Annotated in this window: 18 protein-coding genes; 8 read left to right on the forward strand and 10 right to left on the reverse strand. The window is 53.6% G+C overall.

Annotation, left to right across the window (positions count from 1 at the left end; all coding sequences use genetic code 11):
* Positions 1-189 (reverse strand): hypothetical protein (locus AQS70_RS23955; RefSeq protein WP_206542151.1); only part of this gene is annotated, 189 nt, incomplete at its 3' end.
* 179 nt (positions 190-368) lie between these two features.
* Between AQS70_RS23955 and AQS70_RS17560 the strand changes: the two genes are divergently transcribed.
* Both AQS70_RS17560 and AQS70_RS17565 read left to right on the forward strand, forming a co-directional pair.
* Entirely contained in the window at positions 369-587 is a 219-nt protein-coding gene (locus AQS70_RS17560; protein ID WP_055104027.1) for a hypothetical protein, read from the forward strand.
* 439 nt (positions 588-1,026) lie between these two features.
* Entirely contained in the window at positions 1,027-2,457 is a 1,431-nt protein-coding gene (locus AQS70_RS17565; RefSeq protein WP_055104028.1) for an IS1182 family transposase, read from the forward strand.
* A 336-nt stretch (positions 2,458-2,793) separates the two neighbouring features.
* Here AQS70_RS17565 and arsH read toward each other — a convergent pair whose 3' ends face one another.
* The 5 genes from arsH to AQS70_RS17590 form a co-directional block, all read right to left on the reverse strand.
* Positions 2,794-3,495, reverse strand: a complete 702-nt coding sequence (gene arsH / locus AQS70_RS17570) for an arsenical resistance protein ArsH (protein ID WP_055104029.1) — start codon at positions 3,493-3,495, stop codon at positions 2,794-2,796.
* A gap of 11 nt (positions 3,496-3,506) precedes the next feature.
* Complete coding sequence (locus tag AQS70_RS17575) at positions 3,507-3,977, reverse strand: arsenate reductase ArsC (protein WP_055104030.1); 471 nt, start codon at positions 3,975-3,977, stop codon at positions 3,507-3,509.
* Positions 3,978-4,003: 26 nt separating this feature from the next.
* Complete coding sequence (locus tag AQS70_RS17580; protein ID WP_055104031.1) at positions 4,004-5,287, reverse strand: arsenic transporter; 1,284 nt, start codon at positions 5,285-5,287, stop codon at positions 4,004-4,006.
* A gap of 19 nt (positions 5,288-5,306) precedes the next feature.
* Complete coding sequence (locus AQS70_RS17585; RefSeq protein ID WP_055104032.1) at positions 5,307-5,654, reverse strand: metalloregulator ArsR/SmtB family transcription factor; 348 nt, start codon at positions 5,652-5,654, stop codon at positions 5,307-5,309.
* A 225-nt stretch (positions 5,655-5,879) separates the two neighbouring features.
* The gene (locus tag AQS70_RS17590; protein WP_055104033.1) at positions 5,880-6,842 is read right to left on the reverse strand and encodes a bile acid:sodium symporter; all 963 of its coding nucleotides are present in this window, start codon (positions 6,840-6,842) and stop codon (positions 5,880-5,882) included.
* Between the two features lie 89 nt (positions 6,843-6,931).
* Between AQS70_RS17590 and AQS70_RS17595 the strand changes: the two genes are divergently transcribed.
* From AQS70_RS17595 to zorD, 5 genes are all read left to right on the forward strand, one after another.
* Positions 6,932-7,363: a MerR family transcriptional regulator gene (locus AQS70_RS17595; protein ID WP_055104034.1), complete on the forward strand. Its 432-nt coding sequence runs from the start codon at positions 6,932-6,934 to the stop codon at positions 7,361-7,363.
* Positions 7,364-8,343: 980 nt separating this feature from the next.
* The gene (zorA1, locus tag AQS70_RS17600; protein ID WP_055104035.1) at positions 8,344-10,536 is read left to right on the forward strand and encodes a type I Zorya anti-phage system protein ZorA1; all 2,193 of its coding nucleotides are present in this window, start codon (positions 8,344-8,346) and stop codon (positions 10,534-10,536) included.
* A 13-nt stretch (positions 10,537-10,549) separates the two neighbouring features.
* Positions 10,550-11,293, forward strand: a complete 744-nt coding sequence (gene zorB1, locus AQS70_RS17605; RefSeq protein WP_053162988.1) for a type I Zorya anti-phage system protein ZorB1 — start codon at positions 10,550-10,552, stop codon at positions 11,291-11,293.
* A complete protein-coding gene (gene zorC / locus AQS70_RS17610; protein ID WP_055104036.1) occupies positions 11,290-12,939 on the forward strand; it encodes a type I Zorya anti-phage system protein ZorC in 1,650 nt (549 codons plus the stop codon). Before zorB1 ends, zorC begins: the two co-directional genes overlap by 4 nt.
* Positions 12,939-16,187: a type I Zorya anti-phage system protein ZorD gene (zorD, locus tag AQS70_RS17615; RefSeq protein WP_055104037.1), complete on the forward strand. Its 3,249-nt coding sequence runs from the start codon at positions 12,939-12,941 to the stop codon at positions 16,185-16,187. Before zorC ends, zorD begins: the two co-directional genes overlap by 1 nt.
* A 39-nt stretch (positions 16,188-16,226) precedes the next feature.
* Here the strand turns inward: zorD and AQS70_RS17620 are convergent, their stop codons facing one another.
* The 4 genes from AQS70_RS17620 to AQS70_RS17635 all read right to left on the reverse strand — a co-directional run bounded on the left by AQS70_RS17620 (position 16,227) and on the right by AQS70_RS17635 (position 24,382).
* Positions 16,227-18,146, reverse strand: a complete 1,920-nt coding sequence (locus AQS70_RS17620) for a DNA recombination protein RmuC (RefSeq protein WP_055104038.1) — start codon at positions 18,144-18,146, stop codon at positions 16,227-16,229.
* A 302-nt stretch (positions 18,147-18,448) separates the two neighbouring features.
* The gene (locus tag AQS70_RS17625; RefSeq protein ID WP_082428151.1) at positions 18,449-20,692 is read right to left on the reverse strand and encodes a DEAD/DEAH box helicase; all 2,244 of its coding nucleotides are present in this window, start codon (positions 20,690-20,692) and stop codon (positions 18,449-18,451) included.
* The gene (locus AQS70_RS17630; RefSeq protein WP_055104039.1) at positions 20,667-21,962 is read right to left on the reverse strand and encodes an ATP-binding protein; all 1,296 of its coding nucleotides are present in this window, start codon (positions 21,960-21,962) and stop codon (positions 20,667-20,669) included. The genes AQS70_RS17625 and AQS70_RS17630 overlap by 26 nt, the downstream gene beginning before the upstream one ends.
* Entirely contained in the window at positions 21,959-24,382 is a 2,424-nt protein-coding gene (locus AQS70_RS17635; RefSeq protein ID WP_055104040.1) for a tellurite resistance TerB family protein, read from the reverse strand. The genes AQS70_RS17630 and AQS70_RS17635 overlap by 4 nt, the downstream gene beginning before the upstream one ends.
* Before the next feature lie 806 nt (positions 24,383-25,188).
* Between AQS70_RS17635 and AQS70_RS17640 the strand changes: the two genes are divergently transcribed.
* Positions 25,189-26,879: hypothetical protein (locus tag AQS70_RS17640; protein ID WP_055104041.1), on the forward strand; the 1,691-nt coding region annotated here is incomplete at its 3' end.

Genomic DNA, 26,879 nt, shown 5'->3' on the forward strand with positions numbered 1-26,879 from the left:
CCTTGGATAAAGCGTTTCATGGACGATCCCTGCGATGAAATCCTCAGAAATCATAGCAAGGGTTTGCGAAAGCGTTTTTACACACTCTGGGCCAGAAGCGGACGCTAACGTGAGTCCCGAAAAGCATTGATCATGGCAAAAATTTGGTAGAGTTCGAATCTCTCCTTCACCGCCAGATTCAGAAAACACAAACCCCTGATTTTCCTAGAGAAAGTCGGGGGTTTGTGGTTTTTGGCGTCTGAAAAAAAGGTCATATGGGATTGGCGCACTGTTCTGGTGCGAGAAATGCTGTGCGGCAAACGCTGCGTTGGTGATGATCCGACTGCCCTGGACTACGCTGTCAAGGAACCTCGCTCAAGGACGATCCCATGCCAAACAGTTCTGAATCCAACGTCGCCACGGCAGATGCTCTGACATTGCTGCTGCACAACCAACATGCCTTGGCCGCAGCAATTGAGGAGGTCACGAAATGGCTTTCAGGTAATGGCGTAGACGCTGTTGCAGAAAACGCAGTTGCGGCGATGGAAACCTTGGATACGAACGCGCAAACAATCACAGATGCAATTATGCGACTACGGGAACTCTAGGGCTTTGGCCGCCCGCCATTCGCCAAGTGTAAGGTTTCTGACTTGGAGTCATAGGCAGGCTACGTCGAACTTATCTGTAAGAGATATTCTTACGATGATAAATTCAGGACTGCGGGGTCTAAATATAACTCCATTGGAAGAGAGTTTGAACAGATCGGATTAGCGACGCCAATAACTCAGGAGCTAATACACAACGTCCGTTCTCGTCTTGATGCATTGGCAGAGGAGGCTCCGCACATTCCACGGAAGATCCATAAAAAAATCGCCAACCCTGCCCAACTGTCAAACTGGAGCAACTAAAATTTTTATTTAAGGCGAAGAACTGAAGTTCGGTTTGCAATTTCGCACCCTCGAGCGTCCGCTATTGGCCCAGAGTGTGTAAAAACGCTTTCGCAAACCCTTGCTATGATTTCTGAGGATTTCATCGCAGGGATCGTCCATGAAACGCTTTATCCAAGGTGAACATCGAGGCCAAGGAACCTTTCTTCCGGAGAGCCTCGACGATTACGTCACGGATACCAATCCGGTGCGCGTAGTCGACGTCTTTGTCGACGAACTCGACCTGGTCAAACTGGGTTTCGAAGGCGCCATACCTGCTGATACTGGCCGGCCAGCTTACCATCCAGCGATCCTGCTAAAGATCTACATCTACGGCTATCTGAACCGCATTCCATCGAGTCGGCGTCTTGAGCGAGAAGCCCAACGCAACGTCGAGCTGATGTGGCTGACTGGACGTTTGATGCCCGATTTCAAGACCATCGCCAACTTCCGAAAAGACAACAGCAAGGCCATCCGAGGCGTCTGCCGCCAATTCGTGGGGCTGTGCCAGCAGCTGGGATTGTTCGGAGAAAATCTGGTCGCCATCGACGGCAGTAAATTCAAGGCCGTCAACAACCGCGACCGCAATTTCACCAGCGCCAAGCTGAAGCGGCGGATGGAAGAAATTGAATCGAGTATCAATCGGTACCTGACTGCGCTCGACGAAGCCGATCGGCAAGAACCCTCGATCGCTCAGCCCAAGGCTGGTCGTCTGCAAGAGAAAATCGACAAGCTCAAAGCTCAGATGAAAGAGTTACAGGTCATTGAAACTCAGCTCAACGAATCACCGGATAAACAGGTATCACTGACCGATCCAGACGCCCGCTCCATGATGACTCGCGGCACTGGAATCGTCGGTTACAACGTGCAGACAGCGGTCGATACCCAGCACCATTTGATCGTTGCACATGAGGTTACCAACGTCGGTTCCGACCGCGATCAACTCAGCTCGATGGCCAAGCAGGCCCGCGAGGCGATGGCGTCAGATACGTTGTCGGTAGTGGCGGACCGAGGTTACTTCAAAAGCGAACAAATCCTGGCTTGTCACGATGCAGGCATCACCGCCTATGTGCCTAAGCCCATGACCTCTGGAGCCAAGGCTGACGGGCGTTTCAATAACGATGCCTTCGTCTATGACGCGGCAAAAAACGTATACATTTGTCCCGCTGGAGAGGCGTTGATCTGGCGCTTTTCCAGCATTGAAAAAGGCCTGAAGTTGCACCGGTACTGGAGTTCTAATTGCCAGGGATGCGTGCTGAAATCGAAGTGCACACCGAGCAAGCAACGGCGAGTTCGGCGATGGGAGCATGAGGTCGTATTGGAGGAAATGCAGAACAGGCTAAGCAACGCGCCGGAGATGATGCGGATCCGAAAACGTACGGTCGAGCATCCCTTCGGGACACTCAAACAATGGATGGGCGCCACGCATTTCCTGACACGGAAGCTGAACGGAGTAAGCGCCGAGATGAGCTTGAACGTGCTCGCCTATAACTTGAAGCGAGTGATGAAAATCCTTGGTGCTAACGGTTTGATGAAGGCGCTGTCGGCCTGAAAGGGTCTGTATTTTGGCTACACAGCAAGATAGAAGCGGCGCTAGGAGCTCCCAGGCCCTCGTGATGATCCACAGGACTTGTTGCGAGCAATTACCCAGCTAACAACCGTCAGCGCTGCGCGCCGACAGTGCATCAGCGCGTTTTTACACACTCTGGGCCGATTGCTGCCTCTCCGACGGGCGGCTTTCGGCCAAAAGCTGTAATTCGAGCAAGCATTTAGTGAAACCACGCTATCGGTAAACCATCCCCCCGCCGCCGTTAGGATCATTACAACCGACATGTAGATGGCCTTAATAGCCGAAACACTACCCTGATTTCGACTGTCACTGGGCGACTTAGATACTAGCTTGATTGACGCGAGCGGATAGCTCTTCAGCCGACTCCTTGCGCTCGGAGTAGCGATCTACCAAGAACTCAGTCTGGTCGCGCAGCAGTAGAGTGAATTTGACCAGCTCCTCCATCACATCGACGACGCGGTCGTAGTAGGCCGATGGTTTCATGCGTCCGACAGCGTCGAATTCCATGTGGGCCTTGGCCACTGATGACTGGTTCGGAATGGTGAACATACGCATCCAGCGTCCGAGAACGCGTAGTTGATTGACTACGTTGAAGGATTGGGAGCCGCCGCATACCTGCATCACGGCAAGCGTCTTGCCCTGGCTTGGTCGTATCGCTCCAAGAGCCAGTGGAATCCAGTCGATTTGCGCCTTGAATACTGCCGACATAGCGCCATGGCGCTCCGGCGAACACCAGACCTGGCCCTCTGACCACAGCACCAGATCGCGTAGCTCCTGTACCTTTGGGTGGTCTACCGGTGCATCATCGGGCAGCGGTAATCCTGAGGGGTCGAAGATGCGCGTTTCTGCACCGAAGTAATCGAGCAGGCGCGCGGACTCTTCAACCAGTAGGCGGCTGAAAGAGCGTTCACGGGTCGAACCGTAGAGCAGAAGGATTTTCGGCTTGCGCGTGCTGTGGTCGTTGCTTGAACGCAACGGCGCAACCAGCGCCAAGTTGAGGTTGGGAAGATCGGTGGACATGAGGGCTCCGTTCACAGTTTGCCGATGCGATCCAACTCGCGCTTCAGTTCGTCACGAGCCAGGGTAGCGATGGGCAGCTCGAGAAAGGCACGGCATCTCTTCTCTATCTGAGCCAATGTGGCATCGAACGCCGCGTCGACAGTGGCCTCGTCACCGGGCACCTCGGATGGATCTTTCAGGCCCCAGTGAGCTTTTAGCGCTGGCCCGAAATAAACAGGACAAGCCTCGCCAGCAGCTTTGTCACAGACGGTGATGACGATATCGGGAGGATTCGATTCGAACGCATCGTTGCCCTTGCTGCTAAGCCCCTCAATGGAAATTCCTGCGCGCGTCAGAGTGGTGAGGCTGCGGGGCGAGACCTGGCCCTTTGGAAAACTGCCTGCACTTACCGCAACAAAACTCTCAGGTGCGATGTGGTTGAACATCGCCTCTGACAGGATGCTTCGACAGCTGTTGGCCGTACACATGAAAAGCACTCGCATACTTGCTCCTGTCGCCATTGGCGAAATCAAAGGCTCAGGCGCAGGGCCAGTGCCGATAGGGTGATGAACAGAACCGGAAAGGTGAGCAAGGCGCCGACCTTGAAGTAGTAGCCCCAGGTGATACGGATGCCTTTGCGCTGAAGTACGTGAAGCCAAAGCAGTGTGGCCAGGCTGCCAATCGGGGTGATTTTTGGCCCCAGGTCGCACCCGATGACGTTGGCATAGATCATCGCCTCGCGTACCACACCGCTGCTGTCGCTGGCACCGATGGCCAATGCGCCGATAAGCACACTGGGCATGTTGTTCATCACCGATGACAACAGCGCCGATACAAGCCCTGTTCCCAGCGCAGCGGCCCATACGCCGTGTTCGGCGAATAGATTGAGGATGCTTGTCAGGTAGTCTGTCAGGCCTGCATTGCTCAGGCCGTAAACCACCAGGTACATACCGAGAGAGAACACCACGATTTGCCAGGGGGCATCGCGCAATACACGGCGTGTCGAGATTGTGCGGCCTCGCGCAGCGACCGCGAAGAGGATTGCTGCGCACGCTGCTGCAACGGCACTGACTGGAACGCCCATCGGCTCCAATACAAACAGCCCAACCAAAAGAAGCCCCAAGATCCACCACCCGAAGACGAAGGTGGCGTGGTCTCGAATAACGACCTCCGGCGTCTTGAGGTCTGCCAGAGAATAGGTAGCTGGGACGTCACGGCGGAAGTAGAGAAACAGCACCAGTAAAGTCGCCGCGACGCTGGCCGCTGTTACGGGCAGCATAATCGAAGCATATTCGGCAAATCCCAGCTGGAAGAAGTCGGCTGAGACGATGTTCACCAGGTTCGACACCACGAGCGGCAGGCTGGCGGTGTCGGCAATGAAGCCCGCCGCCATGACGAATGCCAGCGTTGCCCCCGGCGAGAAGCGCAGCGCCATCAGCAAAGAAATGACGATGGGGGTGAGGATCAGTGCCGCGCCGTCGTTGGCAAACAAGGCCGACACAGCAGCCCCCAGCAGCACGATGAATGCGAATAGTCGCTGCCCACTACCGTTGGCCCAGCACGCCACGTGCAGCGCTGCCCATTCGAAAAATCCTGCTTCATCGAGCAGCAGGCTAATGATGATGATCGCGATGAAGGTGGCGGTAGCATTCCAGACTACCGCCCAGACAGTGGGAATGTCTGCCAGCGATACAGCGCCTACTGCAAGAGCAAGGATTGCACCGATGCTCGCGCTCCAGCCGACACCAAGCCCTTTGGGCTGCCAGATTACTAGGGTGAGAGTGAAGAGAAATACGGCGGCTGCTATCAGCATGATGGATTCCTTATGCCTTTCAGCAGCAGCTGGCGGCACGCTCAGGGCGACCAACCATCTTCTTCAATCGAGAGGTACTATCCGCCATCCAGGTGACGTTGCCACCTGCCGTAGCAGCGAGCACCTCATTGATCCATAGCGGAAGATCGGGATTGAGTCGGTAGTAGACCCACTGCCCCTGGCGACGATCTAGCAACAGACCGGCACTGCGCAGTTGTGCCAGATGGCGACTGATCTTGGATTGGTTATCTTCGAGGGCGCACATCAGTTCACATACGCAAAGCTCCCCATGCTCGGCAATTAGCAGGGTGGCCCGCGCGCGGGTTTCATCGCCAAGGCATTTGAAGGCTTCAGATGGAGTCAGCATGGCGCGTCTACATATGTGAAAAGTCGAATATACGAATATTCACATATCTAGAATTGATTTGCGAGCACGAGCTTAGCCGGAGGATCAGATAGCCCGGTGGCGTTGCGACTATATGGGTAAATGGCAGCCGCAGAGCAGCAGAGCTGACCTCGCCGTTACAAGGCTGCGCCCCGTCTAAAGCCGCTGAAGGGCTCGGGAAACAACGAGCCCAACAAGTCAGGGTGATTACTTATTACGCCATACGAGCTTCGGGATGACCCGGATGTAAATCAGCTCGCTGACCAACTCTACAAGGGTCTGCGTGATAACAGCGGCAGCGGCAAGTGCCCTCACGTCCTCAGGGAGCGCCAGTGCGAGGGGCAGTACGACAAGAGAGTTACGGGTCGAGGTGCTAAATGTCACTGACCGAGCGGTTGTAGCGGGCAATCGGAAGAACCTGGCAGTTAAGGCTCCGACCACAGGCGCCAACAGCATGAAACCAATGTAAACGGGAATTACGGGCAGCAGATTTTCGATGTCTTGAACCACGTTAGTGATCTGCGAAGCGATCACTACGATCAGCACGGCTGCCATGGCCGGAACCGGCATCCACGCCCATGCGCTGTTCCATCCAGTAACCAGACGTGACCGTTTTGCTGTTGCTGAGGTGACTACAGCCAGTACCAACGGCAGCACAATCAAAACTAGGAAAGCCTCAATGAAAGGCGCGATGGACATGACCACTGCTGATTCGCCACCCAGCATAAACGCGAGGTAAACGGGCAGCAGCACGAGCTGAAGGAGAAGTAGCACGGGCGTCGCTGCCAGCGTCAGCCTGGAGTCTCCTTTCCCGATAAGGGTGAAGACCACAACGTAGTCGATGCAGGGGGTGAGCAGCACCAGTAAAGCGCCGATGAGTAGTGCTGGATGCTCAGCGAGCCCTCTCGTCATGACCCACACCAGCAGAGGGATCAGCACAAAGTTTGCGATCAACAAAGCAGCCATGAAGCGCCGATCACGCAGGCCCTGCCGGATATCGAGAAAAGGGATCTGCAAGAACATCGCGTACATCAGTACGGCGATGGCTGGCGTCACCAGTATGTCTAGACCCTGAGCGGTATGTGGGGCCAGCAGCCCCCCGATGGCTGCGCCGATGACGGCGATGAAATAGATAGGAATTTGATTTTCTTCAAGTAGATCTCTGTACACGCCAAGCCCTTTGCGTCGCGGTTAATTTCAATTGTTTAGGGTAATATCTGTAGCCACTACAGAATCAACAACTGATTGGAGAAACCTGCATGGCAGGCATTGGCGCACTATCCAAATCTACTGGCTGCCATATTGAAACGATTCGGTATTACGAGAAAATCGGGCTGCTACCTCCAGCTCATCGCTCCGCCGGCAAGCATAGGATCTACACGGACATCCACAGATCACATTTGATTTTCATTCGGCAAAACCGAGAGCTAGGTTTTCCGCTTGAAGACATTCGCGAGTTGATCACGCTAGCAGCAGATACCAGCAATCTGTGCGGAGACGCCTTGGCGGTTGTAAAAAAACACCTGGCGGCTATCGAGGTGAAAGTTGCGAACCTTCAGGGTATACGGGCTCAGCTACTCGCTATGTCAGGCACTTGCGAATCAACCTGCCTCGGATCGACGGTATCCACCTGTAATCTCGTCGAAGGGCTATTCGAGCCAGTTGCTGGAGCGCGCACTGGCTGTTGCTAATCGCCAGATGCTCATGTGTGAGGTGACAGTCAGCCAAAGGCGACTGGCCGCTTTTGGCCGAAAGCAATAAGTTCATCGTTACTGGCCTGAGAACGGCTGTAATCAAAAGCTGGAGATTAGGTGGTACCGAAGCTGCGCAAAACCTACCCTGAAGGCCACGGTTTACCGTTTGCCTAAGCACGAATAGCAGTACATTTTGCCATCATTCATAATTTAAATTTTCTTTTACTTACAACGACTTAATAGATTTTACGAGCAAGCATGGGGTGCTAGGGGTCGAGTGTTCGAATCACTCCGTCCCGACCATATAATTCAAGGGGTTGCGAGATTTTATCTCGCGACCCCTTTTTATTTTGAGTGGCTTTTACCCCTACAAAACCACTGGCTCTGGGTGGAATCCTCAGCTGATACAAAGGCCAGAGTTTGTCCCGGAAGGCACAAGCAGCACGTCAATGCTTCCAGTCAGACCTTCCGGCCGAACACAGATTTACGCAGAGCTGTCCGTTCTTGAACAGTTAATCATTGCTCTGAAAATCGCGAACAAGACTCTCGCTTGGACTGATAGGGCTGAGTGCGTAGCCAGAAGTGTTCGAGAGATGTCGAATGGGGTGTGAGTTCGGCGTCGGGTGGTCGCGTGATTCGCGCCTCGGGCATGGAAACCATCAGAGTCGGATTTTCGTTTTCATGTGCTTATAGGCGACACGCTTGGTCGGCTGACGTTCGCATATGGCTTTACCGTACGGAGGAATGAAGCGTATCGTGCTGGCAAAAGGACATGGATAGATATTTGCCTCGCAAGGATGACGTTTCTTCTCTAAGCGCCCATTTCTTCGTTGCATATCCTTAGCATTCTGCTGAAGGATCAGGCATCCAGACATCCCTGAAATAACATCGTTGGAACAAGCGTGCCGGCAAGTCACGCGTTTCTTCCTGCGTGAAGCGCTTGTTAGCGCGTAAAAGATAAATTTGAAGGCTGAAGTGTGGACTTTTCGACATTATTGAAATTGTGGGGCGACGCCAGCACTGCTCAGCTAATAGCTCCGCGTGTAGTCATGGTGGCCGTGGCAGTCTTGTGTCTTTGGTACATCGGAAGATATTTCATCCCATCGTTCGTGTTGAGCAGAAGGCTCAAGTCGCTTACGAGTAGCATTGCTACTATCAAGGCAAAGTCGCCTGATCAGCTTCAAGCAGAGCTGTCGAAAGTATTCAATGCGACAAAACTGAAGCATCTTTGGAAAGAGTATTCAGAGACCCTTCACAATCAGTTCGAATATCACGAAGGCGAGGATCGCCTGGTGCGCTCCCGTGCGACTACTGTCGCGGCGAACTTTTTTACCGGTCAGAGTGTTGTCGATACACCGCTGGCTACTGAATTTTTCAAGCACCTGCCAGGCATCCTGACGGGGGTTGGCATTGTTGGAACCTTCTTCGGCTTGATGCTAGGGTTGCAGCACTTCGATCCAAGCACGCCGGAGCTGGTCAACTCAAGCGTGGACAAGCTCCTGAAGGATGTACTCTTTGCCTTCATCGGTTCATTTCTCTCCATCATGGCGTCGATCATCGTAACTGTCTCGGAAAAGTGGCGATTAGGGCGCTGTTACAAGCACCTTGAATCGCTGAATGAGGCAATCGATAGCCTATTCGACAGCGGAGTTGGCGAGGAATATCTTGCTGCGCTTGTAAGGTCCAGTGCTGAAAACTCGGTCCAGACTCGCCAACTGAAAGACAGCCTCGTCACGGATCTTCGGGAAATGCTGCAAAACCTCGTCGATACACAGGTCCGCGAAAGCCTCAAGTTGGCAGACACATTGTCTACGACCTATCGTGACTCCGGGCAGCTGTTGGCGGATCAGGTCAGCAGTGCCATTGAAAACAGCTTGAAGTCGCCATTGGAAGCGATTGCCGGGGCTGTACAGGCTGCCAGCGGCGATCAATCCGGCCAAGTGCAGAATCTGCTTCAGGATGTTCTGGTGGCATTCATGAACAAGCTGGAAGGCACCTTCGGCCAGCAATTCAACGGCCTGAATGAAATGATGGGCCAGTCTGTCGCTGCCATGCAGTCAATGCAGCAAGGATTCTCCAGCCTCATTCAAGACATGCGCTCGGCCAGCGAAAACTCGAATCAGAGCAGCTCGGCAATGATTGCACAGCTGCTTGCCGACATGCAGACCGGCCAAAGTGCCATGCAGGCTGGCATGAACGAGATGCTGGCAAATCTGCAGTCATCCATTGCCCGCATCGGCACTGAGGGCGAAGACGCTGGCGCGCGCATGGCACAGCAGTTAGAAAAAATGTTCGCCGACAGCGAGGCGCGGCAGCTGGCGATGGCCGAGAGTCTTCAGTCGTTTGTCGAGTCAATCCAAAAAAACATGGGCCAAGGTCAACAAGAAACCATGGCCAAGATTGCAGGCTCTGTAGAAGTGCTCGGCGAGCAGCTTTCTACTGTTTTCAAAAAACTGGAAAGTGGGCGCGAGCAAATGGATCAGTCCACTCGCGTTGCACAGGCAGAACTTCATCACGGCACTCGCGCGCTGGTGGGGGGGCTGGACGAGCAGCTCAAAACGCTGCTGCAGTCTGTCGCGGAACAAAATAAAGCCTCGCGAGACAACGTCAAAGCATTAAGCGCGCAAACCGAACAGCATCTGCAAAGCATGCAACTTGGTGCAGACAAAATGAGAGCCGCAGCTGAGCGCTTTGAAAATGCTGGATTGAGTGTATCGAAGGCCAGTGAATCGACGGCTAGTTTGCTGGGCACTGTTCAGGGGGCTGGTGCCGAGCTTGCTCAGGCCTCACGAGAATTGAACAGCATCGTCGCGGACTATCGCAACAACCGTGAATCGTTGAGCAAAACACTAACCGTTATCGAAGGGGTGGTAGCCAGCGCGCAAGTTGAGGCCAGCGGACGTGCTCAATATCTTCAGGATCTGAAGCAACAATCGGAACGCATGCAGTCGCTCAATCGCGAGGTTCATGAGTACCTGGAAAACATCAGCGGCGTTTTAGGCAATGGTTTCAAAGAGTTTGGCGACGGCATGGACAGGGTACTCCGGCAGACGTTGGGTAGTCTGGATACGGAGCTGGATAAAGCTGTTAAAAGTCTGGCTGGTGGCGTCGATGGAGTGAAGGAAAGCATTGAAGACTTCGGCGACATCATGGAACGAATCAAGCAGTAATGGAGCCTGACATATGTTTGGTAAGCAAATGCCTTCGGTGGCTCGCGCTAAGGATGATGCGGAGAAACCGTTCTGGATCTCTTTTGCAGACTTGATGACCGCCATGATGATTCTGTTTCTCGTCGTGATGGTTGCAGCTTTGAGCTCGGTCACCCAGAGGATCAGTCAGTCAGAGCAGGGCGAAAAACAGCGCAGTCGCGACATTAGTCAGCTCTGCGAGCATTTGCAGCTCAAGGCTAAGCATTCTAATGCAACCATCGTCGTCGACTGCAAAGACAATCGGATCAGTTTCGGTGAGGCGGGACGTTTTGGGCATAACCAGTATTCTTTGAGCGACGAGGGTCAAAGTGCCCTTCAGGGCGTAGTGCCACTCATTCTTGATGCTGCCGATAGCGAAGAAGGGCGGAAGTGGTTCAAGCAGGTTGTTATCGAGGGGTTTACTGATACCGTCGGCTCGTATTTATATAACCTGCACCTGTCCTTACAACGGTCCGAGTGGGTGATGTGTAGCCTGCTTGATAGTCGCAGCCCTTTGCAAATCGGCCTTTCAGCTGAAAGACAACAGCAGATCAGATCGATGTTCCTGGCGGGTGGTGTTTCTTTCAACAACGCAAAGGACACCAACGAGGCAAGCCGCCGAGTTGAACTGAGAATGCAGTTCTACGGTTTGAAGGAGAAAGAGGAAAACCTCAAACCAGAAGTTCCAGTATTCGCCAGCACAGTGTCCGAGAAATGCCAGTTGGCGATGACGCGATGACCAGTGCATTAGCCAAGCTGTCGTCAGCTATAGCGCTCAGGCTCGATGCCCGTAGAATCGCGATCAGTTCTGAACCGTTGGCTCGCTTTCCTCGAATGGAAGCTGCCAGTGCCGATTTATACGACCGGTTTGAGCGGGCAGAGAAAGCATTGCCACCGCCTCAGGAAAAACGTAGAGCCGCCATCAATAAATTCAGGAATGTCCTGCCTCTGTCGTCCTCCGAATGGCGCATGGTCTTCGCCGGTCTCGCCGATAAAGTCGAGAGTGTGGGCCCCATTCTTGAAGACGAGCGACTTTATGGTCGAGTCCATATCGAGGTCAGTCAGCGGATCGAAAAACGGCGCCTGAGCCGCCGCGATTGGCTGGCGCTTTGTTTCAGCTACTTCGGTTACGAGTCCGATAAGCCCGACACGAATCCGGTCTGGTGCTTGTTGCAAGGCGACATCCGCAATGGTTTCGCTTGTGTAAAGGCGCAACAGACTCGTGAAAAAGAATGGATCCGTATCGTCCAGTATCATAAGCAGCTGTTTTCCGAACAGGCTGGGGTGACGCTTGGCGAGCAGATGTTCAACGGCGAGATCAGTGATCTCTCGGTGCTGCAAACAATCGCGCAGATACCTGACAGCAGTTGGTTATGGCACCGGATATTTAACGTATTGCTGTCTCGAATCTTTAATTTGGAAGACGACGAGTTCTCGAAAAGATTCCCCGACTTCATTGAGATCGGGCGTCAGCATCCGACATACATGAATGCGCTCCTCAGCGCCTGCCTGACGCGTTATCACGCAGCGTCGTATCGGGAAAAACCGTCGTCCCTTCTCAAACAGAGTGCTTTGGATAACTGGGGCAGCCCACAAATTCGCTCCAGGCAAAATAGCTGGCTTCAGTACGTGGAGAAAGACGTTTGTGCGATGGTGGTCGCGTGGTTTGCTAAAGAAGACCTTGAGCACTTCTTCAATCTCCTCAAAGGCGATAGGGATGTAGATCAGGCACGCCTGTTCTATTGGCTACGTTTCGCGGATCAGATGAGCTATACACGGATTGTGTTGGGTGCAGACGCCAAAACGGATGCCGGGTCTGACTTTGTTGATTTTCGGCGAAAAAACAATGGCCGTTTGAGCTACCTGGCGGGCAGTAAATCAAGCAACAACGCAGTCATTATGCAAATTGCAAATTATCTGTTCGTCGAGTTTTCGGAGAAAGGCAACGCTTGTTACGTCTACAAAGCCGACAGCGCACCGTTCAACCCGGACCAGATTTATCTGGATCTTAACTCGGAGTTGAAACAGAAAAATAAATCAGCCGTAAAACCCATGGGACATATGGCTATGCCATCAAGGCCAAACCATGTTAGCGGATGGCTGGCAAAATTTGACGAGACTCTTGCAGAACTCGGTATCCGGGCTGATGGGCACATTGATAGTCGAGGTGATCACCCATTCAGGTCGCCACCCAAAACTATTGCTTTCGAAGCGCAGTTGGCGGAAGCGTTGAAGGGGATTTCTCATAGGGTGTATGACTCCCGCGCCAAAGGCGGAGCCTTACAAGTGCAACTTGAAAGTCATGAGCCAGCGGCCATGGCTTCTCTGCAGCGCCTCGGCTTCAAGCCCGTCAACAATCAGCCACTGAAATTCTGGAGGCAGTAATGCTCAAGCGTTTTCTATCTGGAAAAGGCCTGCTGCCGAAGTCCGGTGAGTTCAATAATTTGCCACTATACTCGATAGAGGAGCAGGGATTGTGCTTCCCGCTGAGCCTTGCCGACAGTACTGAGTTTTGGTCACTTGTAGGTTACCTCGATCAGCTCGAAGAGGAAGAGTTCGTATCCCAACTCAGTGATCGCTGGCTACTGCCGTGGGACGAGCTTTATCGACTTTTGAATGAGGAAGGGCACGTCAGCAGCGTACCGTTACTCGGATTGCCAAAGCAGTCGAATTTGACGCCGCAGCTCACTAGCCAAGGCAGTCTTGCTTCGAACGATTTCAAGGTATCAATAGGTGCTTGGCGCGATAGCGAATCCGCGGCGACAGTGCAAACCAAACGTGCGGGCGCTGTCCTCACGCATGGCGATAAAATCGAGCTGCTGCCTGAGGCAACTTACCAATTGGTGAGTGCTGTTCGGCAACTCCATTTATCGCAACAAGAAAGCCCTGGCGAACTTACCAACCAGATCGGCTGGGCCAGCGTCCGCAAGCTGGCCCGCAAGGCTGGCGCAGGCATGGACGGTTTTCTCGACAAAACCGTTGTGGTCAGGCCCGAAAACCTTCGTCTCCATCCACGTAAATCGAGCGTAGGCAATACGCCTGTCATCGAGCTGGAACCTACATTCGACGGGCAGCCTGAAAATTGGTTGGAAAATTTCGATGCCCACAAACAAGTGCAGGATCGTTACCGGGTCATCGGGGCTGACGGATCTCTGACCCATGTGCTGATCGAGCCGGAAGTAAAATCGGTACTAGATTATGTGCGTTCACTGCACGGACGCCGGGTGGCGGGCGACGATGCGCTTTCATTCATTCGCAATCCCTATAGCGCTTTGGGTGATAGTGCCAGTCAGGTGTTGGACGCTGACACCTACGAGAGCGACTTGGCGGACGCTGGTATCTTCTTTCACCATTTTCATCTTGAGCCCGAGCTAAACGATACAGGTCTACGCATTCAGCGCATTAACCTGACCCTTGAGCCCATTTCACCAACACCGCAAGTATCGATAGAACTGCCGTTCAACGAAGCCCATAAGTTTGCTCCCTTCGTGCATGAACTTCAGTTGAAGCTGGCTGCAGGCATGCCGGCGGGCTTCTGGCAGGGTTACGAGCTTGAATTAAGCGACTTCGATTTGCGTCAATTGGCAGGCATCAGTGAGTTGCTTAGACGCTGGCAGAACGAAGCGGCTGGCGCGGAGTTCGACGCAGTGTTGGATTTGTCGCTGTATGGCGATCGTGTCACTGGCATCGGCGAAGCAGAGCGCATCACGTCACCTTTCCTGGTCAAGGAGGCGACAGAAAACTGGTTGCCTAAAGACCTCGCGGATTTGGGCTCCGACGCCGAAATCCTCGGGCGCTGGGATCCGTCGGATCGGGCTCAGTTTGATGAGTTCGAGCAACGGCTGGGCGAGGCTCGCGCGGCAGGTGATGATACGGTACTGATGCCACTCTCCGACACGCCGCTTTCCATCGCGGCGGCAGAGCAGCTGTTTGATGCCTGGTCCAAAAAGATATCCACACCCGAGACCAAGATTTCGAGTTTTGAAGAAAAAGTAGGTCGAGCGGTACTTCAAATTGGTCATAACATCGACGAGCCAACGTACGTTCAAGTACGTCAGGAAGCCCTACGAGCAGCCCTCGATGCCCAGCCTGAGCTGCCGAGCCTGCTAAGACCCGAAGTCATCTTGAGAGAACATCAGTTACAGGGCATTGCATGGCTTCAACATCTCTTCCGGCTTTCGCCGACAGACGTCTCAGGTTGCTTGCTCGCCGATGACATGGGCCTGGGCAAAACCATTCAACTGCTGACGTTTCTGGTTTGGTACCTGGAGCAAAATCCTCAAGACAAGCCGACCTTGATCGTTGCGCCGGTTTCATTGCTCGATAACTGGGAGCGAGAGCTGCACCGCTTCTTCTTTGCTGACGCACTCCCAGTCCTGAAGCTTTACGGCTCGGCTTTGAGCGCGGTGAAGTTCAAGAAAGATGAGATTCCTGCCGACTTGAAGGCTAAGGGTATCAAGAACCTACTTCGTCCGGGCTGGGTTGGCGGTGCACGCATCGTACTGACCACCTACGAAACGCTTCGTGACCAAGAGTTCTCCCTCGCTCGCCAGCAATGGTCGATCGTCGTGTGCGACGAAGCTCAGAAACTGAAGAACCCTGCCGCTCTGGTGACTCAGGCAATTAAGGCTGTTCCGGCTCGATTCCGGGTAGCTTGCACCGGGACGCCAGTGGAAAACTCCCTGATTGATCTTTGGTGCCTGTTCGACTTCATCCAGCCAGGCTTCCTTGGCGGGTTGAACCAGTTTGGTCGCGAGTACCAGCGACCCATCGAAGCTGCACTTGAGCGAGACACCGTTGCCCTGGAACGCTTGCGTGGGCTGATTGAGCCGCAAACCCTGCGCCGCACAAAACAGGATATCGCCAAAGACCTGCCCGCGAAAATCGAAGACAAGGGTTGCCGTTCATTGTCGATGCACGCCCTACAGCGAAATCTTTACCTCTCGGAAATTTCGGCCTATAGCCAGAAGCAACAGATCGAAGAACAGCTTGATCAGAAAACCTCCGGCATGCTCGGCCTGCTGCATAAGCTCAAACTCATCTGTGCTCACCCCTACAGTGTTCAGCCGGACAAACGCCTGCGTGACAACTCGCCGAAGCTGCGCTGGCTGCTCGATACCCTTGAGTCCATCAAAAAGGCAGGGAAGGGTGACAAAGTCATTCTCTTTACCGAACTGCGTGATATCCAGCGTGAACTCCAACACGCCATTCAGGAGTATTTCGGATTCCGCGCAACCGTGATCAACGGCGACACCAGCACCAGCAGCCAGAGCGCGAACAGCCGACAAAAACTGATCGACCAGTTCCAGGATCAGCCGGGCTTCTCTGTGATCATCCTCTCGACTATTGCAGTTGGCTTTGGCGTCAACGTTCAGGCTGCCAACCACGTCATCCACTTCACCCGATGCTGGAACCCGGCCAAGGAAGATCAAGCCACTGATCGTGCGTATCGTATTGGACAGGAGAAGGATGTTTACGTGTATTACCCAACAGTGCGGGATGCGGCGATGCCAACGTTTGAAGCGACGCTGGATGAGTTGTTGAGCAAGAGACGGGCGTTGGCGAGGGATATGTTGAGCGGCTCGGGGGAAATTCAAGCCAGTGATTTCGAACGAGTGCTCGGGGTCTGTTGAGGCAAAATGAGCGGCAAGGATTACCGCTCACTGTTTAGGTTAGGTGTTGGCCGCACTTTCCACCGGAAGTGTTGCCAACTCGCTTTCCATCTCTTCATCGTCTCCCACAGCTGATGCTGGTAGACGCTTGGAGACCGTGACGCCCAAAGCGACGAACTTGTCCACGGTCTTGGTCAGGCTTCCGTGATCCCCTTTCAGCGTATTGACGCTGTCTGAGTAGCTTTTCTGCACCGTAGCGATCTGATTACCGAGCTTGTCCATTTTATCCACGAAGATTCGCAACTTGTCGTAGACCTTGCTCGCCATTGTTGCGAGTTGCAGCGTGCTGCTGTTTTGACGTTGGATGCTCCACAGATTCGATACGACCCTCAGAACTGGCAGCAGTGTGGTGGCGGTAATTATCGCAATACGTTTTTCATATGCAGCCTGGAATACCCCCGGACTGTGCTCAGCCGCGACCAAATACGCGGGCTCAACCGGCATGAATAAAAACACAAAGTCAGGAGAGTTGATGCCGTTAAGGTCGGTGTATTTCTTATCGGACAATCCGTTGATGTGGTTCTTCAACGCCAGAACGTGTGCGGACAGGGCTTTGGTGCGATCTTCGTCGGTTTCGGCGGAAACGTACTCCGTGTAGGCCACCAGCGACATCTTGCTGTCAATGATGATGTGTTTACCTTCGGGTAAATTGACCACGAAGTCTGGTCGATTGTTTCCTGCATCGTCGTTCTTGAAGTTCGCCTCGCGGTGGTACTCGAACCCTTTACGCAGCCCTGCCTGCTCGAGCAGCATCTCTACCTTTTGCTCGCCCCAGGTGCCTTGAAGTTTTTTGTCACCTTTAAGCGCTTTGGTAAGATTTGACGCCTCGGTTGTGATCTGGACGTTCAATTCCATCAGCTTGACCAGCTCGCTTTTCATCGAGCTTTGGCCTTGCACGGTATCGGAGTGAACCTGATCCACTCGCTGACGGAATGATTCGAGCTGGTCCTTGAACGGTTTTAGCAGAGTGTCCAGCCCTTGGCGGCTTTGCTCAGAGAAGCTCTGCTGTTTGCTGTCGAAAATCTGATTTGCAAGGTTCTGAAACTCCTGCTTGAGTTGAACCTTGTTATCTTCCAACAGCTGCAGTTTCTCTGTAGCTGAGTGCTGGTCGCGCTGGTGGCGCATATTTATTTCGGCAAGACTCTGCTTCGCAAGGCTGAGTTCATCTCGCGTATCGCCTAGTTCTTTGTCTCGTTGGGCCAATGTGTTGCGCAGCGTGTCCAATTGGTCCTTTTGTTCTGCTGCCTGCCCCAATTGTTCGCGCTGCTTTTTGAATTCTTCCTGGGTATTGTCGAGACGACTTTGGAGGTCCTTATTGGCGGTTTTTACCTCCAGGAGCTGATGCGCTTGTTCCGCGCTTTGACCTAGATGCTCACCTTGTTTTTGCAGTTGTAGTTGAGCTGCTTCAAAACGCGCTTGCTGCTGCTTCAGCGCCTGCTTCAACTCATCCAACTGCCGAGTCTGCTCCTGGCCTTGCCCAAGCTCTTGTTTTAATTCGCCGAGCTGTAGCCGGAGTTGGTTCGTTTCCACGCTGTGTTTTTCAGTGAGGGCGGCGGCCTCTGCAAGTTGCTGCACTTTATCGAGCGTGCGTTGCTTCTCGGCCTCCAGCGAAGTCTTGAACTCGCTGAGCTGAATGCTGAGCTGCTTCTCGATCTCTCGATGGTTCGCCAATGCTTCACTGGCCAGTTTCAGCTCATTTTGATGTTCCGATTGCTCATGGAGCATTTGCTGCTCACGTTGCCGAGAAAGCGCAACATCGTTCAGCAATTGCTGGTGTTCAGCTTGATGACTGGATTGTATTTCGGAGAATTGTTGAGCCAGCTTGCCTGCCGCGATACGGCTATTGATCCAGAAACCGATCCCCAGAAACAGCAAGCTGAAGAGTCCGATCAGGGCCGGAATGAAATATTGTTGTGCCATCGGTACGTCCTTTTATCGCTGGGGTGGATTGCAAAATGATGGCACGGAGCTGGTCGACTGAGAACTGTTAAATATCGACCTGGTTTTAATCGAAGGTCAGCTTCTCGGAGATTTCGATGTTTAAGTGTTAGCCGGTGGGCCACGATACTCGATTAAAAACAAATCATTCCGTGCCGGCCGGTAAATAGGCCCAGATTAAGCAAAGCGGAGCCGGCGGTGATCACTCATCATCAGCCCTGCGGGGAAGCATCGCAGTGTTTTCTGCGTCTAGCATCGGATCAATGCGGCGCAGTTTCTTCCGCTTATTTTTCCAGAGAATGGCTCTGTGCAAAAAGAATTGCGGTCGAGATATCGAGCGATATGGAAGCAAACGACTTCATCAGCAAGGATTGCGGCAGTGCCCAATCCCACTTTTCGCGCAGCATGTTTTCCACCTCCGGAAGTATCGAGTCTAAATCAGCAGCATCCAGGCTTCCGACTTCCTTCAGTGCCATTTGGGTTCGACCGATGTCGGCGTCAACCTCAATGGTAAGGCCTGTGTTATCACAAGAAAGGCCGACATGGTTGAGTAACAACCGCAGTGCATCGTTGGCATGATCACCTAGCCAGCTCATCAGATAACACTTACCGCCCGACTCAACTATGTAGCGCTTACCAAGGCCCAGCGAAACAAATGTCTTTCGAGCCTCGTCGAGAAGCTCTTGAGCCCCTTGATCAATAAAGGGGCAGGGGATTGTGTCTGCCAAGACGGCTCGCATTTCTTGGCGTACGTTGTCATGCACCATCGCACCCAGACCATCGAACTGAGGAGGGGCACCACCGCGTGCTGCTGAAACGATGATGACTTTGGCCTGGAGATCAACATCACGAACCTGCCACCTCCGGCCTCCGAAAATAATGCGCTGATCCTTGGTCAGTGGACGGCTTACCGGCACAGATCCCAGTGCCTTACCATCGCATATAAGGCGAAATTCTTCGTCGCTGGTGAATGCGCTGTAGAACTCATAGTGGTTGATTAATCGCTCTCCAACCGTCCCAGGAAGAAGCAACCCTGAGCTGTCCTGAACAATGAGCTCGTGCTCGCCGAGCGCCTTGAGCAACTTCACAAAGTCTGGTTTCTCAACTTTTGGAAATGCTCCCTCAGCAATCAAACTTTTCCAGAGATCTGCAGCAGATGCACCGCCGCACTGGGCAATCACTGAAAGACATTGTTGAACGAGGGTGGACGCGTGAATGCCTTGAGCCCTGGGAGGTTCAAACCACCCCTCGGCCAGCAGTCGAACCATGGCAATGGTTTGAACCAAGCCTTGGCGCAGTTGATCCGAGAGGCTCGATCCATCTTTGAGTGGCGACTCCTTGCAGTAAACGCGCAGCGTTGCTTTTTCTCCTGGGCGCCTTCCCGATCGCCCTAGACGTTGTCGCAGACTCGCCACCGATGGTGGGGCACCAATCTGCACGACTGTTTTGATGCTGCCGATGTCTATACCGAGCTCAAGCGTCGTGGTGCAAATCGCGGATGCTGCATGAGTCCCTGCCTTGAGAGCATGCTCTGCTTGCTCACGTAAGTCCTTCGAAAGGCTACCGTGATGAGGCCAGAATTCGTTAGGCGCGCCGTCTTTCTCGCAGCGCCGTCGCAGTTGATCTGCGTACCATTCAACCTGAGACCGGCTGTTTGGGAAAATTAGGTTATTACTGCCGCGTAACACCTTGTAAAGATGATCAGCGATCGCGAAGTCTGGGCTTGCCTCGTTCTCTGTCTCGTCTTCATTTCCCTCTCGCTCAGAAAGCTTTATGGGCTTCTTCTTGAGCTCGCTTATGGGTGGCTGAATGTAACCACGAACTTGCACCTGGAGAGTCTGGTTGGAGCTTTTTGATTCAATGACGGTAACGCCATCGGCATTTCCCGGACGCAAAAATTCCGACGCCATCTTCATGTCGCCGAGGGTGGCTGAGAGCCCGACTCTAGGGAGACGGTGCCCGGCAACAAGTTCTACCCGATGCATCAGTGACTGAAGTTGCTTGCCTCGTTCGCTACCGATGAACGCATGCAGCTCATCCACGACGATATAGCGCAGGTGCTGGAACACCCCGCCAAGACTAGAACCGCGGTTGACGAACAGGGCTTCAAGGGATTCAGGAGTGATCAGAAGCACCCCCTCAGGGGACTTCAAAAAACGATGTTTTTTGCTTGAGGAGATGTCCCCGTGCCAAGCCACTACGGGAATCTCAAGCTGCTCACAAAGACGGCTTAACCTGTCCCACTGGTCGTTGATCAGGGCCTTGAGCGGGCTGATATACAGCACCGAACCGGGTGGGTCATCATGATTCAGCAGATTGGTGAGGATGGGAAGAAAAGCAGCCTCGGTTTTGCCTGCCGCTGTTGCTGCGGCGATGATGACATCCTGATCGGCATCCACCAGCACAGGTACTGCCCATTCCTGGGCGTCGCGCAAAGAAGTCCAGCCTTCCGCCCAAATCCATCGCTGGACTCGGGACTCAAGTTGATCGAAACCCGATGACTCAGAGTGTGAAGGTGGCAAGTTCATCATCCGCATCGACTTTGGTATCGTCTTCGCCGCCTGAGTCCCTGGCGACCTCGACAGCTCCAAGCAGCGTCCGCCAATCGGCGCCTGGGTTTTGCTCCAGGATGGCTAGCAGGTTGATGAACGCTGTGATCGTGGTGCGCGGCGTACGGAAGTAGGATTCCCCCAAGCGCTGATTACAATGCGCCATAAACAGTGGGAGCGCCTCGTCAGGCAGTAAGTACTTTTCAGCATCTCCGCCAGCGTATACGTGACGAAGTTTCTGAAGCAGTACGTAGAAGTCTTCCGGGGTCAGGCTGGTCAGGCGAATGACCGGCCCCGACAGATCCACCAATCCTGATTTCGCAAACGAGTTCTCGGCCAATCGAGATTGCAGGGCAGGGTAGCTGAATAGCCCCCGACGAGTGTCCATCAAAAACTCAGGCGTGCCACCTAAAACGAAACCAAGCCCTTCGGACGATCCCTGCAGAGAGTCGTTGAGAATACGGAGGATCTGTTCGTAATTGGTATTACGAGCTTGGGTATTGGCCAGTTTGTAGAGGTTGACCAGTTCGTCGAGGCAGATCATCAGACCGCCAAAACCTGCAAGTCTGAAGAATCTCGACAAGAGCTTGAGCTGATCGTAGACGGAGGCATCATCAATGATGGTTCGTACGCCCAACGCTGCTCGGGCATCAGTCTTAGTGGTGAACTCTCCACGCAACCAACGGATGGCGTCGGCCTTGAGCTGCTCGTTGCCTTCTTCGAAACCTCGGCAATAGGCGGCAATCACCTCCGCAAAATCATACCCGTTGACCATCTCGGTCAGCTCGGCCAAGTGAGCACGAATAACAGTCTCGCTGTCCGTACCCGCCGCCTTGGCTTCGGTTTTGGCCTGGGAGATGAATTTCTCAACAATGCCTTGCATAGCCCCACCGTCGGGCTTCGTACGCGTCGACATGTTTTTAGCCAACTCGGAGTAAAGCGAACGTGCTTGTCCACCCGTGGCATGTAATCTGCGATCTGGGTTCAAGTCGGCATGCATGGTGACAAGCTTGCGCTCCATGGCAATGGCTCGTACCAGGTTCAGAAAGAACGTCTTGCCCGCACCGTACTCGCCAATGACGACTCGAAATGCCGATCCACTTTCAACCAGGCGATTGACGTCCTTGATCAGTGCATCTAGTTCGCCTACCCGGCCAACCTGAATCAGGTGTTGGCCTACGCGAGGAACGACGCCTGCGCGTAGCGACTGGATGACCGCATCGCGATCCTTGGCTCTGATAGTGCTCATAGGGCTAACTCTTCCAGAATGTCTGTATTGATCTCGACAGGGTCATCACCCTCAGTGACGGGCATGTCGAAACGTTCAAAAGCCATGTCGTTAATTTGTTCCAGGGCACCATCGAGCATCAGTTCCATGTCGCTGGCGGCAGCTTCAAGTTCGGAGCGGCTCCACTCAGTGCGTGAGATCAGCAACCGAAGGAATGCAGAGTGTTCTAAATCGAGACCATCAATATCTGCACTCGATTCTTGTACCGATTCTGCCACATCGACCAACTGTTCCGATTCGTCAACCTGGTCATCAGTGAAGACTTTGGCAAGGAGGGCGGAGACCTCTGCGGTTTCTCGTTGCAGTTCTGCAATGCGCTCGTGATCAAGCACGAACCCTTGATTCGCAGTGGCGGTGACCGGGGTACCAGGCTCGGAACGAGGAATGCCGGCTTTTGGTTTTACGGAGGCAATACTCGCTCCAGATGCAGCACCGTGGAGATCGCTGTACAGCAACTGACTGTCTAGCTGCAGGGCCTTGTAAACGCGCTCAAGAAGTTTCACTTCCAATGGGCTGACGATGCCATCAGCTTGCGCCAGATGGGCCAGGAAGCTGGCAATCGTGCGTTTGGCTTCGACCGTTAGTGGGTCGAGTTTTTTCTTCAGGCTGGCCAGCGTTGGTGGTTGCTGAATCTGGATTCGCAGGTGTGCTTTAAGGCGTTTGCGATGGGCGACACTCAGGTGATTCCAGGAGTCGATGTGTTGAGCAAGCAGGGTAACTTCCTCAGTGGAGGTATCACCATCGGCAGAAGCCACAGCACTAGCAAGGTCGAGCGTCACCGAAGCAGCATTGTAAGCTGCAGAAGCTCGCAGTGACCCGTCTTCTGGTTGAGTCACGAACAGCGCGATTTGATCCTCTGCCTTCGGTGTCTTACTGCCAGCCAGTACGTCGGGTTCAATACCGATGTGAAGCGATTCCAGTGCGCGTGCAAGTGCAAGTACTTTGTCGCGGGACAGGGCGCCGGCGCTCTTGAACCGGCCTGCGAGTTCGCCAAAGCTCATGACAATCAGGTCGTCGCCAATTCTGAGTTGAAGCTCGTCCAATTCTGTACGGGCTGCCGTCGGCCAGAGAGCGACGGGAAGCTGCAGAAGACCTTCGAGAGCTTCTGCGCTATCAGGGTTGCGGCCCAAATATCGGCTGTAGGGTTCAAGCTCGGTAGTGCATAGCTCAACCAGCAACTGCATGCTTTTTCGTGTGCCTGACGTGGCCAGGACATCAGGAAGGTCACCCAAGCTAAGCGTGGGCGCCATTAAGACCGCGGAGGCCGGCCGATAGCTGGTTTTAAGCTTGGTCTTGTTCTGCGCCAGGCTAAGACCCTTAGGATGGGCGCTTGTGTACTTAAGCTTGAACAGTCTCGAAAAGACATCCTTACAGCGGGTCACGGGCGTGCGTTTGCTGATGTTGGGGTCAGCTAGCGTCCAGGCTAATGCCCAATCGGCATCAAGGGGGCGCTTGTTGGAGGCGAATTGCCCCAGACCTACGCGCAGTGGCAGTGGCATCTCGTAGCTATAAGCGACAACGTTGGGAGGTGGGCCAAGGTAAAGGTCTGGATCGATCTTGGTGTTGCTCAGGTAATCCAGAAAACCTTCCGCATATCCCCTGAACGACCTATTTTCCCCATAGATACTCAATAGGCGCTGGACCTCTTCGACGATCAAAGGAAGCTCAGCCTTGACGCCCGGGTCACTCACTGCGTCAACGAGTACTCGACGCTCTAAACCATAGAAATACAAAAAGACGTAGCCGGTGTCTGCCAGTGGGTAACGACGACCACCCTCCAGCCATTGAAGGTATCCACGGCGAGCCTCTGACGTGATGGAGTGAAAACTGGGCCAATAGGACATCAGCCGTTCTTCTAGATCGACGTGTGTCTTTGCAATACGGAGCTTGGGGTTTATCAGTGAGGGTTCTTCGGCATCGTGCCGGCCACCTAGCACGCTGCCCATATAGAACATGCCACCGGGAATTGAAAAACCGGAAACGGTGACAGATTCACCTGCTGGCACCCAGAGAACGTCAGGTTTTTGCGTGCTCGCATTTGGAATTTTGAAGGACTTTGAAGATGCTGAGCCGAGTTGGACAGTGTAAAAATCAGAGGTTTCCTCTGTGCCCATATGGCTCCCTGAAACCTCACGCATAGAGAAAGTGAGGCCTGATCGTTGATGCTCTCGCAGATGTTCCGTCTCCGAAATGGCCACTGACAATTGCTCGGCATGTCGCCTTGAGCGACGAACCAGCAGCCAAAAAAGCGGGGCAATGCAAGCAATAACACCAATGGCGATCCAAGCATTTTTCGGGATCGATGCGACTGCGCCGAAGGCCAGAGCGAAAATGATCAGGATGCCGTTACTTGTGGAGTTTTTTGCCTTCTTCCTTGCCATGAGTCGTTTGAACCTTGAAAATGGGTGCTGGCGCAATGGCAGTATCCGATAATTGCCCTACGAGAACCATGGGGTGAGGAACGCTATTGATCGGAAAATTTCGCTTGCGCACGAATAGCTACAATCATCAGAAGTAGCTTTTCAGCAGTAAGCGCGCACGCTCCATTGGCCGATTGAGATCGATGCGCATTTGAATGACTTTTTCAATGGATATCCCGGCAATTTGGCGCATTCGCTATACCTCAGTAGCGGAACCACTGGGCGAACGAGTCCATTTTTTAGTTCAGCCAAATTGCGTACCTCAGCGAAAGTGGCTGAACAGGCAACAGCTTGATGACGTCCTCGCACTGGTCGCCGGAGCTGGCATACGGCGCCCTCGAAAAAGTCGTAGATTGTGTTGTAGCTTGCGCTGGCAAGTAGCCTGAGGACCATCAAGCTGTGTTTTGGATCGGGTTCCTGAAACTGAGTCTTAAAAGTAAGAGCAGGCGCTGAATGCCCCTGAGGTTTAAGTATTCAAGCGGCCAGCCGATAGATTCCTAATAGGAAAGTTGACTAACAGCGGTCACGTAGCCGCGCTAGGTGAACCCAGAGCAAAAGGGATTCGTGTGATGCAAGTCTGCAGTTTTTCGCCAGCGGTGACCTGGCCACCCTCGTGTACCCCCCCAGCATCCGTTCCCATACTCAGCACTCTACTGGTCATCTGTACTCAGAGCTCTCTTAGCCCTGCCTGAGTCTCCAGTAAAAAGTGGCTTGCTTTCAGGGCCGCCAAGCGGCGGCAACATCGACGATCGAAAAAGGAAACGATAGTGACCCTGCAGTCCCCCGAAGTCCTGCTTGAAAGCCTGAACAATGCACTGCGCCACCTCCGCGGTGCCTGCACTGATCTGGGCAATGAAGAAATCGACGATAAGCTACTGGAAGTCATGCGCCGGCTGTTGCTTGCTCAGGTGCTAGGCGACACTTGGGTAGTTGCAGTTGGCGGCTCTCAAGGGGCGGGCAAGACGACGTTGATGGCATGTTTGTATGGCTTGCTCGAAGCCGAAGATAAATGGCTTGAGGGCAACGAGGGCCGGGGTGAGAAAATGCCTGTGTTGGTTCTGGAGCAGGAAGGCTTGCAACAGGTACAGGGTTTTGTGCGCCGTTTGTTGAAAGACGAGGGAGCTAGCAGTTTCACGCTTCAGGATGTTCCGGTCGAGGTCGCCGAATTTCATCGAGTAATCAGCGATCCCGCCACCGGTGATTTACTGCCCATGCTACGTGTGCCGCGTCGGTATTTCAAGCGCGACAACCAAGCTTGGTTGCTACTGCCCGGTTATGAGAAACAGGACCGTGATAACCGTGCCTGGCAGGAACTGATGCGTCAGGCCATGGTGGCGGCAGGTGGCTGTATTGTGGTAACCGATAAAACTCGAATGGCTAATCAACAACAAGTCGAGATCGTCAAAGACATGCTTGGCGGCGAACTGTCGGGTGTTCGGCCCTATGTGGCGATTACCAAAACTGAAGACAGCCGCGATGACTTAGCCGAGCGCCAGCAGCTACGCAACAGTGCGCAAACAACGTTTCAGGTATCGGCCGAGGCCGCTGAGCGTCACATCATCCTGACTGGTACCGACGACCCCGCATATATCGAGCACTGGATGCCTCACATGGAGCGCGCGATCCACGACCTAAACTTCACCGGTCAGGCCAACCGTCATTTGCAAATGAGCGATCTCTCCAATCTGGTCGGTAAGGACCTGACACGGGTGTTAAGCCTGATCCGTAGTAAGTCGCAATTGTATTTTAGCGCCGACGAAAGCACAGAAGGTGCGCAGGTGTTGCAAGCGGTACTGGAAGAGTTCGATGACGCAGCGCAGGACCTGCGGGATACTCATCTGAAACTGGTAAGTGAGTTGGTAAGCCAGGCGCTTTTAAAGGCCAGTGATGCGCTAGATAAGGTGTTGAAGGAAGAACACGAAGGTTTCGGCAACTGGATCTCCAACGTTTTCGATACCACCAGTGAAACCAAGATGAAAATGAGGGCCGTAGTAAAGCAGGCGTGGGAACACGGCGCCTCGCAACTTTTCATTCGATACTCGGAAGAGCTGGCGAAGCTGACAGGCAGTAAGCTGGGACGAGAAGATAAGGCTCCAGACGCCAACGGACCTCAACTGTTGCTGACACAGGAGCAGTCGCGCTCGCTGAAACAGGTTGGCTATATGCATCCTTCTGGACAGATAGTCACTTTTAAAGCGCTGACCCCTGACATCGCCAACGATGTACGCCTGCTACTTGGTCACCGTTCACACGAGAACGTCAGCACTCTTCAGGCATCCAGTAAGTCGCTGAGCAAAAGCGTTAAAATAGTGCCTGCGATTGCACTCGAGTACACGCGTCTGGTCTACGCCTTGCCGGAGGTTATCCAGATCCACGATGTCGCGGTAACGACAGAGGCAGCGCAGGGAAGTAACCTCGTGGAGGACGGCGTCAAGAGCCTCAGCGCGGGTGTAGATCT

It is taken from the genome of Pseudomonas endophytica (assembly GCF_001411475.1).
GTDB lineage: Bacteria > Pseudomonadota > Gammaproteobacteria > Pseudomonadales > Pseudomonadaceae > Aquipseudomonas > Aquipseudomonas endophytica.